We start from the raw sequence: 11,777 nt of genomic DNA, 5'->3' as shown, positions 1-11,777 counted from the left end.
CTAAGTTCTGGCAGAAATAACATATTGTTGTGTTGTAGGTTTGAGTAAAGCGTCAAAGAACACCGGCTCATATAAAGGATGTATGTTTAAGTAAGCTTGAATGCTTAAACAAAGTGAACCCATATTGTGACCATCTAATAACATTTCTACTTTTATCTGTCTCAATCTTGGCTCATGTGCTGCAATTGACTGCTCAATTGACTGGCAAATCTTATCCCGATCTAGGGGATTGGCTGTTGATAGGCCAACGAAGTCGATAATTCCAAACTGCAAGATAGATTTCTTGGCGAGTGGATATTCATCCATATCACGATCAAATTGTGCAATCCGACTATTGAGCAAGTCTTCCAGATCACGAGCGACAGACTCTCGTAATTGCTGAATCGACATTCCTCTTAAATAATCTTCCTGCTCAGGCACCAAACGATCAAACAAAGTTGACCGAAAACCGTAAGGATATAAATGATCTAAATTCATTTTTTAAGAACAATATCTTGGAAAAATAGAGGCTAATAGGCAACTATTAACCTCTACTAGAACATCACGATTTCTATTACGCAGCGTATGACGCTGTGTTGTTAGAAAGTGACCATTTCTTAGTAACAGCACCTTTCGCAGTACCGTTAATGTCTTGTTGGTTATATGTCCACTCAACAGCAGCATATTTCAAACCAAATGTTTCAGTAGGAACGCCTTCCTCATTCACAGTTGGAGTTACACTTGAAACAAGAACGTGTTTCAATTTGATTTGTAAGTACTTAATACGCTTGTCACCATTTGCACGGTAGTAATCGATTTGTACTTCATCAAATGTATAACCAGCTGAACAAGCTTCCCAAAGTTTTGGACTAGTTGCATCCAAATCTTTAACGAAGATCATGTCTGAGTGTTCAACACGTTCAGCAGTATGACCACCAACGCTACTTGAAGTTGCAGATTTTGGTTGACGAATGTTATGAGACCAAGAGTTAACTTCAAGCCAACCTTTGTGTTCAGAATCGCGAGATTCTCCGTCTACCTTGTACTTGCCACGAAACTCAACATATATATCTTTCATTTAAAAATTACCTCTATTTTATTTAAAGTTATTATCTAGCTGATCTCATTGTTAATTTGAGGACTGAGGTAGTTCAGTCACGAGTCGTAAAGAAACAGACAACTCATCCAGCTGGAAATGTGGTCTTAAGAAAACCACAGACTTGTAGTGACCCGGTTGAGCTGGATCTTCTACAACTTTTACAGATGCCTCACGAAGCGGATATTGTGCTTTTGCTTCTTGAGATGCACCATCATCTAGCAAGACATATTGAGATAACCATTCATTTAAGAAGGCTTCAACATTGCCTGCAGATGCAAAACTTCCGACTTTGTCACGCATCATTGCTTTTAAGTAATGTGCAATACGTGAAACTGCCATGATGTACTGAATCTGGCTCGAAAGTGCAGAGTTGGCATTGGCCGTATCGCTGTCATATTTCTTCGGTTTCTGCGTCGATTGCGCGCCAAAGAAAGCAGCGTAGTCTGTATTTTTACAGTGAACGAGTGGAATGAAACCAAGATCACTCAGTTCTTTCTCACGACGGTCTGTAATTGCAATTTCAGTTGGACATTTGAATACCACTTCGCCATCTGAAGTCTTGAAGGTATGTACTGGTAAGCCTTCAACCAAACCACCACCTTCTACACCGCGAATCGCAGCACACCAGCCATGCATATCAAATGCATTGGTTAAACGTGTACCAAAGGCATATGCCGCATTCATCCATAAATAATCATCATGGTTTTCACCAGAGACATCTTCGATGAAGTTGAAACCTTCAGTCGCAGTCCCTTCTTTTGGATGGTATGGCAGACGACCCAAGACATGTGGCATGGTCAATGCAACGTAACGTGAATCTTCACTATCACGGAAAGAACGCCATTGAACGTATTCTGCTGTTTCAAAGATTTTTGAAACATCACGTGGACGATCAATATCAGTAAATGATTCAAGGCCTAAAATACTTGGGCTTGCAGCTGAAACAAATGGTGCATGTGCCGCAGCAGCAACATGAGAGATTTGTTCCAGTAAATACATATCTGATGGCGTACGATCGAACTCGAAATCACCAATCAGGGCTGCATACGGTGCACCACCAAATGAGCCATATTCTTCTTCATAAATCTTTTTGAATAGTGTGCTTTGATCGAAATCAGTCGCACCCTGAAAATCTTTCACCAACTCTTTTTTCGTCGTATTTAACATACGAATCTTAATCATTGAGTTAGAAGGTGTTTCTTGACAGAAATAGTAAAGACCACGCCATGTCGATTCAATTTTCTGGAATTGCTCATGGTGCATGATCTCGCTAAGCTGATTCGAAATTAAAGCATCAATTTCAGCAATACGCTTATCAATCGATAGCGTCATGTTCTCAGAAACCGTAATGGTTCCAGCCATAACCTCTTTCGCGAGCTCGCCAATCAGACTTTTTGCACGAACATGCTCATCATCATTACGTGCAATACGGCTTTGCTCAACGATTGAGTCAAGTAGATTCGCTGATTCAGCTTCTACATTATTTGCCGCAGCAGCAGCTTGTAAATTACTCATTGTCTGCCTCCGCACTCAATTGACGGATTTGATCAGTATTTTTCAATACTTCATCTAACAAGTCTTCCAAGCGTTCACTGTTTGAAATCTTATTGCGCAAATCAGTTAAACGCTCACGCGCAGCAACCAGTTTACGTAACGGATCAACCTGTTGTACAACTTGCTCTGGGCGGAAGTCTTCCATTGAATTAAACGTTAAATCAACAGACATGCGACCACCCTCTTCAGTCAAGGTATTCTCAACTTGAAAAGCTGCGCGCGGCGCCAGTGATTCCATAACTTCATCAATGTTATCGAGGTCGACATTGATAAATTTCTTATCTTTTAATTTGGTTTTCTCTAACTCAGATGCTGCTGAGAAGTCACCCATAACGCCGACAACAAAAGGGAGTTCTTTTGACTCTTTGCCATCACCAACTTCAACATCATATGTCAGCTGAACACGAGGAGGACGTATGCGTTGCAGTTTCTTCTGTACGCTTTCTCTCTTTGCCATAACTTTCTACCCTTGCTTATTATTTCAACGAATCAAAAGGATTCGAACCTGTCTTTTGAACAGTATTTGGTTGTTTAGTAACTGCTGGTGTCGCAGGCGCCTGTCGTTTAGGCGCAGCTGTACGAGTTACATTATTACGTGCTGGTTGGGTTGTAGGTGCTTTTCTGTTTGTTGTACGTCGAGTATTTGTATTCGACGACGTATTTCGAACCTCTTTTTTCAAAGATTCGTCAGTAATTGCTTTACTGGTTGAGGTATCAGGTGCTGGTACCGCCGCACGGATATTGTCACTCAACTGTTTTGCAGGTGGGTAAGTCAATTCATTACTTAAGTAACGCATTTCACTTGAGCGCATATGCTGAAGTGCTTCATTGGCAAGTTCAACACTCGCTAGAAAAGCAACATCGGTTAACGCCGCGCCACGTACATTTTGCTCTTGTAATTGTGTTGCCAGTTTCAAAGCATTCATTGGCTGCTTGATTTCATACATGCGCATTGCTGCTTGAGCTAACAGGTCATTGACGCGTGAAGCATTATCTTTATCACAAACTTGTTGATAAATTCCCAATAGCGTTTGATCCGTTTGGTTCGCCACCAACGGATTCTGTTTAATACATTTGCTTTTTAATTTAATTGGTTTCGCCGCCTGCTCTTCAGCATAAACTGAATTGCCGATTAAACCAGTCGCTATACAAAGAATTGATATTACAATACCTTTTTTCAAAATATGCCTCGTCATTATTTAACTTATAATTGAAGAGCTGACAATTATTGTTAAAAAACCCTCTTACTCGTCAATTTTTGTACATTTACATCATTTCCGCGAATTTAACAAAAAAAACACACATAAAGTCAATACTAGTTACGTTTATTAACATTATTAAAGTTTCATGACAGACATTCTTGTAAAAAAAAACTTAAATAGCGTGCATTTTTTGTTTAAAAGTGACATTTTTTGTTGTAGAATAATCTGTATACTCTTGTAGAGTTTAGATAAGTTTTTGATTTTATTCAAAAAATATTTTTTAAGAGAAAACAACCATATCAAGTTAATACGTACCGAATAGAACTTGGTATTTAAAAATTACTGTGAGTATTAAATGAGTAACTTAAAGGTTTTAATTACAAAACTATCACCTCCTACTCGTACTGCATTAGAAAAGTCAGCAAATTACTGTATTAACCAATTAAACTATGAGATTGAGATTGAACACTTACTGGTTGAGTTATTAAATCAAACTCCTGCCAATGATTTACACATTTTATTAAAAAAAAATAATATCTCTGCTGAAGCCTTAATTAATGATTTAAAAGAAACCATCGGTTCTTTACCAAAAGGCAATACCCGCACCCCTATTTTTGCTAAATCAATTGTAAGATTATTTGAACAGGCATGGTTGTTAGCGTCTGCTGAACAAACACCCGTGATTCGTAGCAGTCATTTATTGATCGCCCTACTCACTGCGCCAGATTTACAACAGATCGCTTTCCGAGCGTCTAGTCTATTTGAGCTTTTCCCTATTGATACCATGAAACATAAGTTTCTGGATATTTGCGGAAAAAGCACGGAACAACCTGCAACCGAACCCTCTGCTGCGTCTGACCTATCGTCAGATGACACTCAAGCCACCGCTACAACGACGGTAAAAACGCCTGCGCTGGATCAATATACGATTAACCTGACAGAGAAAGCAAAACAAGGCGGAATTGATCCTGTTATTGGTCGAGAGTTTGAAATTCGTTTAATGCTCGATATCCTGATGCGTCGTCGCCAGAACAACCCAATCCTGACGGGCGAACCTGGTGTAGGTAAAACAGCGGTTGTAGAAGGTCTTGCATTAAAGATTGCACAAGGTCTGGTGCCAGAAGCACTTAAAAACGTTCACTTGCATGTTTTAGACATGGGCTTATTACAGGCAGGTGCCAGTGTTAAAGGTGAATTCGAGAATCGTTTGAAACAAGTTATTCAGGAAGTTCAATCTTCAACTCATCCGATTATTCTATTTATTGATGAAGCACATACGCTGATCGGTGCTGGTGGTCAGGCAGGTCAAAATGATGCTGCCAACTTGCTTAAACCAGCTTTGGCGCGTGGTGAACTCAGAACAATTGCTGCAACCACTTGGGCTGAATACAAGCAATACTTCGAAAAAGATGCAGCTTTAAGTCGTCGTTTTCAGCTGGTTAAGATTGAAGAACCGACTGAAGAAGTCGCTATTGATATGTTACGTGCCATGATTCCTGTCATGCAGAATCATTTCAATCTGCATATTGAAGATCAGGCGATTATTACTGCCGTTCAAGCGTCGCATCGTTATATCAGTGGTCGCCAGCTTCCAGATAAAGCCGTTAGTGTGCTAGATACTGCGGCCGCTCGTGTTGCCTTGACGCAAAATGCGCAACCTGTCGTTTTAGATCAATTAAAGGCACAACAGCACAACCTGAAATTAGAACAGCAAATTTTGACCAATGAGCATCAGCACTTCCCGATTCATCACGAACGTTTAGAAGATCTCAATCAGCAATTGGCCTCTTTAGATAAAGAAATTAAGGATATTGAGCTTAAGTGGCAGCAAGAACTAGCGTTGGTTAAACAGATTCAGCAGCTCAGCACTCAAGATAATAATGATGAAAATAATGCACAAATTGCAGCATTAAGAGCTGAACTCACTCAGTTACAAGGTCAGGCACCCTTGGTCTTTGAGCGTGTCAACGCACGCATCATCAATGAGATCATTTCAGACTGGACCGGTATTCCAGTTGGCAATATGGTAAATGATGAAATTAAACAGATTCTAACCCTTGAAGATAAGCTAGGCGAGCGTGTCATGGGTCAGGATTATGCATTAAATCAATTGGTAAAAGGCATCAAGACCTCTAAGGCCAAGCTGGAAGATCCAAATAAACCGCAAGGTGTATTTATGCTGATCGGCCCAAGTGGTGTGGGTAAAACTGAAACCGCCCTTGCCTTGGCCAATGAATTATATGGTGGTGAACAGCATCTCATCACCATTAATATGTCTGAATATCAGGAAGCACATACGGTTTCATCATTAAAAGGCGCGCCTCCGGGTTATGTCGGTTATGGTCAAGGCGGTGTTTTAACTGAGGCGGTACGTCGTAATCCTTATAGTGTTGTACTTCTGGATGAAATTGAAAAAGCGCATAGTGACGTTCAGGAACTGTTTTATCAGGTATTCGACAAAGGGACTTTAGAAGATGGTGAAGGTCGTGTAATCGATTTTAAAAACACCACCATCATCCTGACCTCGAATACGGGTTCAAGCGCCATCATGCAGGCTTGCCTAAATCAGCCTGTAGAAGAATGGCCAAATGCGGATGACTTGGTCGAGCATTTAAAGCCAAGCTTATATAAACAGTTTAAGCCAGCATTTATTGGTCGTATGCGAATCGTGCCTTACTTTCCTTTACATGATGATTTGCTGGTTCGTATCATCAAACACAAGCTTGGGAAGATTGTTGCGCGTATTGAAAAACAATATGCAACTCAGGTTCAATATTCAGAAGATTTAATTGAACTGATTTTAAGTCGTTGTACTGAAGTCGATAGTGGTGCGCGAAATGTGGACAACATTTTAAATTCGACCGTTTTACCAGCGCTGGCAACAGAAATTCTGGTGGCGCTGGCAGATCATAAACTGCCGAAACTGATCAATATTGATACCAAAGATGATGAAATCATCTATCAGCTTGATCCTGTTATAAAAACCACGAAAAAGCGTACCAGCAAAAAAGCGAAAGCTGAAATTTAAGATTGAGCCAACACTGTGATACATATGGATATTAACCCATTACTGACACCGATTAATGAGCAATCACCTTGTGGTGAAGATTACTCTTTTTCAAATGAGTTCCATGCCATTAAAAAGGCCCGAACTCAAGATGATCTTTTGCTTGATCAAGGCGATTGGGTCACGGAACCGAAACAGGCAGATTGGGATTTTGTTGCAGCAACATCGATTGATTTGCTGCAAACCAAAAGTAAAGATATCCGTATCCTCACTTGGCTTTCTGAAGCTTGGGCAAATCTATATGGTTTCGAAGGTATCGCGAAGAGCCTTGAGCTCAGTCACCGCTTACTTGAACAGTATTGGCTGACACTTCATCCAGAAGTAGAAGATGATGATCTGGATCAACGTATTGGGCTGTTACAGGGTTTAATTAACCAGTTACCATTGCTGATTAAAAAAGTTCCTTTGATTAATCACGCACCTTTTTATCATTTACTCGACTATGATAATTTTCTTTATCATGAAAATATCCGTCGTAAACAAAGTGATGATTATGAAAGTGCGAGCAGTACAAGCGAGCTAGAACAGTTTGAGCAAGCTTTACTCAGTACCGATAAAGCTTTCCAGCGCCAAAACTATCAGCATTTTACCGAGATTTTTCAACAGTGGTCGACACTGAAAAATGTGCTGGATGGTTTACTTGGCTTAGATTCACCAAGCTTTGCTGCAATTGACTCTAGCCTTGATAATATTCATATTAGTCTGAAGAAAATTTATAAAACAGAACAGTTTGAGCAAGTGACTCAAACCGTGGCGACTGACAGTGAACCCGCTATGACCACGACAACACAAAACGTGACGACTCAACCGACTGCGGTTCAGGCGCAACCAACCTTCCAGCCCCAAGTTCAATCGCATGTTGAAAATCGTGAGCAAGCGATGCGCGTTTTACAGGAAATTGCGACCTATTTCCAAAAGAATGAACCGCATAGTCCTGTGAGCTATATGTTGCAAAAAACCATTAAGTGGAGCCAAATGCCGCTGCATGAATGGTTAACCCAAGTGATTAAAGATGAGCATCCATTACAAATGCTGCAAGATACGCTCGGCGTGCAACCAAAGAATGAATACGAATAATTGTTGGTAAATCGATATGTTTAAAGCAGAGAAAATTCTTTGGGGTGAGGGCCTGTTTTTACGTCCTCAGCATTTCCAGATACAGGACACGTACCACGAGCAACGCTTGAATCATACGGTTCGGGCGTTAATTCCGCATGCTTATGGCGTACAAAAGCTCAAATTTGATGAAGTACAGCTTTCAACTCATATTCTGGCTTTAGAAGAAGCTGAAATCATCTGGCAAGATGGTGAGATCTATCATGCACCAGCACAAGATTTATTACCAGAACCACTATTGCTGGATGATTTAAATCTGCAAGGTGAAATGATTGTTTACCTTGCCCTGCCAATTTTGCAGGCAAATAAGAAAAATATTGCCGATGAGACACGCTCCCTGTCGAGCCGTTATCACAACTATCTGTCAGAAACACACGACCTGTTTACAGATGCTAGCCCTGCTGAGCTAAGTTTGTTGCGCCGTCGTGCAGAATTTAAATTGCTTGATCCGCATGTTCAACCGACCCAGAATCTTGATGGCTTCTTGTATTTGGCTATAGGAAGATTAAAACGCCAAAGTTCAGGTACATTTGAGCTGGATAGCAAATTCATTCCACCAATTTTACATGTGGCTGCGTCAGAGTCTTTAATCAACAACTTAAAACGTACCTTGAATGTGATTAAAGCCAAGATTAAAACCATTCAAAGCAATAACCGTGAAAACGAGCAAAAACTGATTGAGTTCCGTTCAGGAGATATCGTTTCATTCTGGTTAATCAATGCCTTGAATACGGCCTATGCAGGATTGAATCATTTACTGCATTATCCGCAAATTCATCCAGAACGTTTATTCTCAGAGTTATTACGTCTGACTGGTTCCCTGCTGACCTTCTCAACCGCCTATGATGTCGATCATTTACCGCATTATAAGCACCATCAGTTACAGGACAGTTTCCAGCAACTCGATGTCATTCTGAGAGATTTGCTGGATACCATTATTTCAAGTCGCTATTTCAGCATTGCCTTGAAAGAAACACGCCCATCTTACTGGGTCGGCAGCCTTGAGTCTGACAAGATTACCCGTGATACGCGTCTTTATATCGCAGTCTCAAGCAGTATGATGCAAACGCATGAACTCATCCAGATTGTGCCGTTACGCTTTAAAGTCGGTAGCACCATTGATGTAGAGCAACGCGTGATTGCGGCATTGCCTGCGGTTCCACTGCATCATTTGATGCAAGTCCCAACAGCAATTCCAGTGCGTTCAGGTGTGAGTTATTTCGAAATTGAACCGCATCACGAACTCTATCAACGTATGCTTGAGTCAGAATCCATCTGTGTCTATGTGCCAGCAGGTTTCCAAGATATTAGTATTGAACTCATTGCTGTAATGAATAGTTAAGAGAATAACAATGACTCAACATCCAGCTGGTATTCCTTCTTTATTTGATGATGGAAAAATTGGTTCAGGCTTACCTAGCTCTGACCAACCACAAAATAAAGCACAAGCAACGAATCTGATTGATCTGTTACATGATGGATTTTATTTAGTTTTCTTGCTGCGTAATCGCTATATCCCCTCAAATCCAAGTGATTTTCGTGAAAAAATTCTGGATTTACTCAACCGTTTTGAGCAACAGGCGAAGCGACTGCAATTTTCAGCAGATGATATTCATGATGCTAAATATGCGTTTTGTGCATTGATTGATGAAACCATTGCAACGCAACAAGATGCTGCCTACTTTAACTTGCAAAATAGCTGGCTCATCAGCCCGTTACAGTTAAGTTTATTTGGCTCTCAGCTTGCCGGTTATCGCTTTTTTGAGATTCTAGAGCAACTGCGTAGTCGCGGCAAAGATCGTCTGCCATCGCTTGAAGTGTTTCATTACTGTTTATTGCTTGGTTTTCAAGGCAAATATCGTCTTGAGTCTGTTGAAAGCCTCAATCATCTGGTTGCACGTGTGGGTGATGAAATTGATTATCTCAAAGGCAAAAAAGCAGCATTCTCTCCGTTCGCCGCGATTCCAGATCAGATCAAACATATTATTCATCATGAATTGCCATTTTTCTGGATCCTGATTTTCTTATTGTTATTCGCAGCGCTGACCTTCGCAGGTTTAAAGTTTATGCTGAACAAACAAAATCATAATGCTTTAACACCCTATCAAAATGTGATTTCAGCGCCAGCAGAAGAAGCACATATTACTATCCATTTGCCTTAGTTGATTGAAGTATGAGTCAGGAAAGAACTACCTCTTTACGCATCTTACAGACAAATAAGAAAAAAACATTATCTCCTGTGATCTATTTACTGATTGGATTTATTTCAGGGATTATTTTGACCACATTATTTTTCTTTATGTTGTCCACAGGAACAGGATCATCCAGTGAATATGTCGAACCGACTCAGGTTGTAGAAGAAAATACCACGGTACTTCCGGGTGCCAAGCAAACGACACAGGCAACAGAAGTAGCGGCTCCTGTTCAATATGAATCGACTGAGTCAGAAGAAGACAGTAACTTTACTCAACCAGGTAGTAATGATCTAAATAAGTTCTTCCAGCGTACTCCGCCACCTGCTGCTGCGCCTGCTCAAACGGCACAACATGCATCGCCATTTGCCAATGAACCCAATGGCAAAGCAGCTCAGCCTGTTGCTCCAGCAAAAGCAGCTCATCCAAAAAGCGAAGCTGTGCCAGCAAAAGTGGTAAAACCCGTAGCTCAGCCTGCTAAAGTGGTCGCACCCAAAGAGCCAGAAGCGGAAGCACCTGATGCAACCGTACAGATTAAAGTTACCCAGAAGCCTTTCGCTGTAAATGAACTCAAGTAACACATGATCTGGTTTATTTTTCTCTGCTTTGTCGGGGTTGCAATTGGGCTTATTTTACTGATGTCCTATGAGCTGCGTTACAAATGTACGCAGCTTTTACAATCCTTACTTCCAAGCGGGAAAAAGAAAATCGCCAATGCCATGCAATTTGCAGAGCATATGCATCAGGCAGCATCTCCAGAAAAATTACAATCACATTGGCATTTGCAACAATGGTGGATCTTGATCGCAGGTTTCTTTTTATTTGCCAGTATTCTGATCTTTGCGTTTACGCGTCCTATCAGTTCAACACGGATTGAAGCTGAATACTTAAAAGAAACTGATCCGCAGGTCTATGCCCTACTCAATGGAGAAATGCTCAGTCCTCCACCAGATGTCGATGAAACTCTTATTCAAGATGCGATTGTGGAAGCAACACGCTTAGAAGAGGCTTATCAGGCTCAGCATATGACCGATCCAAGCATTGATGCTTCACAAATTGAAGTGCCGTTGACCCATTCTCATGGCAGTCTGGACTCATCAATGGTGGATCGTAAATGGGATAAAATTAACCCACGTTACAAACAGCGTCTGCTCATGGTCTTTAAAATCATGAAAGAACAGCATGGCTATGAACTGGTACTACTTGAAGGTTATCGTAGTCCAAATCGTCAAAATATGCTGGCGGGTAACCCGAATACCACGCGTGCCAAAGGCTATCAAAGTTATCACCAATTTGGTCTGGCAGCCGATGTCGCCTTTAAACGCAATGGGAAAGTCGTGATTAGTGAACGAGATCCGTGGGCAATGCGGGGTTATGAACTATATGGCCAAGTCGCCGAATCGGTTGGCTTGACTTGGGGCGGTCGCTGGAAATCAATTAAAGATTATGGTCATACCGAATATCGTATGCCAGATTTAAAGAAAACCAAAGAAATGGCGGATCAATTGATTGCTGAAGGTCAATTAACAGCAAAATCAGGTGATTCATAGTTTTTAAAATACATAGAC

Annotated in this window: 11 protein-coding genes; 6 read left to right on the top strand and 5 right to left on the bottom strand. The window is 41.0% G+C overall.

Annotation, left to right across the window (positions count from 1 at the left end):
• The 5 genes from tssE to IEV36_RS11340 form a co-directional block, all read right to left on the bottom strand.
• Positions 1–477, bottom strand: coding sequence for a type VI secretion system baseplate subunit TssE (gene tssE, locus IEV36_RS11360; RefSeq protein ID WP_004771197.1), 477 nt, complete (start codon positions 475–477; stop codon positions 1–3).
• A gap of 76 nt (positions 478–553) precedes the next feature.
• Positions 554–1,057 (bottom strand): Hcp family type VI secretion system effector, encoded by a 504-nt coding sequence (locus tag IEV36_RS11355; protein ID WP_004654761.1) that lies wholly within the window; start codon positions 1,055–1,057, stop codon positions 554–556.
• A 51-nt stretch (positions 1,058–1,108) separates the two neighbouring features.
• On the bottom strand, positions 1,109–2,593 hold the full coding sequence (gene tssC, locus IEV36_RS11350; RefSeq protein ID WP_005256620.1) for a type VI secretion system contractile sheath large subunit: 1,485 nt from the start codon (positions 2,591–2,593) through the stop codon (positions 1,109–1,111).
• On the bottom strand, positions 2,586–3,089 hold the full coding sequence (gene tssB, locus IEV36_RS11345; protein ID WP_004771195.1) for a type VI secretion system contractile sheath small subunit: 504 nt from the start codon (positions 3,087–3,089) through the stop codon (positions 2,586–2,588). The genes tssC and tssB overlap by 8 nt, the downstream gene beginning before the upstream one ends.
• A gap of 19 nt (positions 3,090–3,108) precedes the next feature.
• The gene (locus IEV36_RS11340; protein ID WP_005256612.1) at positions 3,109–3,813 is read right to left on the bottom strand and encodes a hypothetical protein; all 705 of its coding nucleotides are present in this window, start codon (positions 3,811–3,813) and stop codon (positions 3,109–3,111) included.
• A 376-nt stretch (positions 3,814–4,189) separates the two neighbouring features.
• Between IEV36_RS11340 and tssH the strand changes: the two genes are divergently transcribed.
• From tssH to IEV36_RS11310, 6 genes are read left to right on the top strand one after another with little or no spacing between them, the layout of a single operon-like run.
• A complete protein-coding gene (tssH, locus tag IEV36_RS11335) occupies positions 4,190–6,862 on the top strand; it encodes a type VI secretion system ATPase TssH (RefSeq protein ID WP_005256610.1) in 2,673 nt (890 codons plus the stop codon).
• 24 nt (positions 6,863–6,886) lie between these two features.
• Entirely contained in the window at positions 6,887–7,978 is a 1,092-nt protein-coding gene (gene tssA, locus IEV36_RS11330; protein WP_005256608.1) for a type VI secretion system protein TssA, read from the top strand.
• Positions 7,979–7,994: 16 nt separating this feature from the next.
• Positions 7,995–9,359 carry a type VI secretion system baseplate subunit TssK gene (gene tssK / locus IEV36_RS11325; protein WP_005256605.1) on the top strand — a complete coding sequence of 455 codons (1,365 nt, stop codon included), beginning with the start codon at positions 7,995–7,997 and terminating at the stop codon, positions 9,357–9,359.
• A gap of 10 nt (positions 9,360–9,369) precedes the next feature.
• The gene (gene icmH / locus IEV36_RS11320; protein WP_005256603.1) at positions 9,370–10,179 is read left to right on the top strand and encodes a type IVB secretion system protein IcmH/DotU; all 810 of its coding nucleotides are present in this window, start codon (positions 9,370–9,372) and stop codon (positions 10,177–10,179) included.
• An 11-nt stretch (positions 10,180–10,190) separates the two neighbouring features.
• Positions 10,191–10,787, top strand: coding sequence for a hypothetical protein (locus tag IEV36_RS11315; protein WP_005256601.1), 597 nt, complete (start codon positions 10,191–10,193; stop codon positions 10,785–10,787).
• A gap of 3 nt (positions 10,788–10,790) precedes the next feature.
• Positions 10,791–11,759: a M15 family metallopeptidase gene (locus IEV36_RS11310; RefSeq protein ID WP_005256598.1), complete on the top strand. Its 969-nt coding sequence runs from the start codon at positions 10,791–10,793 to the stop codon at positions 11,757–11,759.
• The last annotated feature ends 18 nt before the right edge of the window (positions 11,760–11,777 follow it).

It is taken from the genome of Acinetobacter vivianii (assembly GCF_014635885.1).
GTDB classification, from domain to species: domain Bacteria; phylum Pseudomonadota; class Gammaproteobacteria; order Pseudomonadales; family Moraxellaceae; genus Acinetobacter; species Acinetobacter vivianii.
This window is presented reverse-complemented; position numbering and strand designations above follow the sequence as displayed.

Bases quoted from the DNA above. Each gene is read 5' to 3' on its own strand.
- tssE (WP_004771197.1), bottom strand. From the start codon at position 477: ATGAATTTAGATCATTTATATCCTTACGGTTTTCGGTCAACTTTGTTT.
- IEV36_RS11355 (WP_004654761.1), bottom strand. From the start codon at position 1,057: ATGAAAGATATATATGTTGAGTTTCGTGGCAAGTACAAGGTAGACGGA.
- tssC (WP_005256620.1), bottom strand. From the start codon at position 2,593: ATGAGTAATTTACAAGCTGCTGCTGCGGCAAATAATGTAGAAGCTGAA.
- tssB (WP_004771195.1), bottom strand. From the start codon at position 3,089: ATGGCAAAGAGAGAAAGCGTACAGAAGAAACTGCAACGCATACGTCCT.
- tssH (WP_005256610.1), top strand. From the start codon at position 4,190: ATGAGTAACTTAAAGGTTTTAATTACAAAACTATCACCTCCTACTCGT.
- tssA (WP_005256608.1), top strand. From the start codon at position 6,887: ATGGATATTAACCCATTACTGACACCGATTAATGAGCAATCACCTTGT.
- tssK (WP_005256605.1), top strand. From the start codon at position 7,995: ATGTTTAAAGCAGAGAAAATTCTTTGGGGTGAGGGCCTGTTTTTACGT.
- icmH (WP_005256603.1), top strand. From the start codon at position 9,370: ATGACTCAACATCCAGCTGGTATTCCTTCTTTATTTGATGATGGAAAA.
- IEV36_RS11315 (WP_005256601.1), top strand. From the start codon at position 10,191: ATGAGTCAGGAAAGAACTACCTCTTTACGCATCTTACAGACAAATAAG.
- IEV36_RS11310 (WP_005256598.1), top strand. From the start codon at position 10,791: ATGATCTGGTTTATTTTTCTCTGCTTTGTCGGGGTTGCAATTGGGCTT.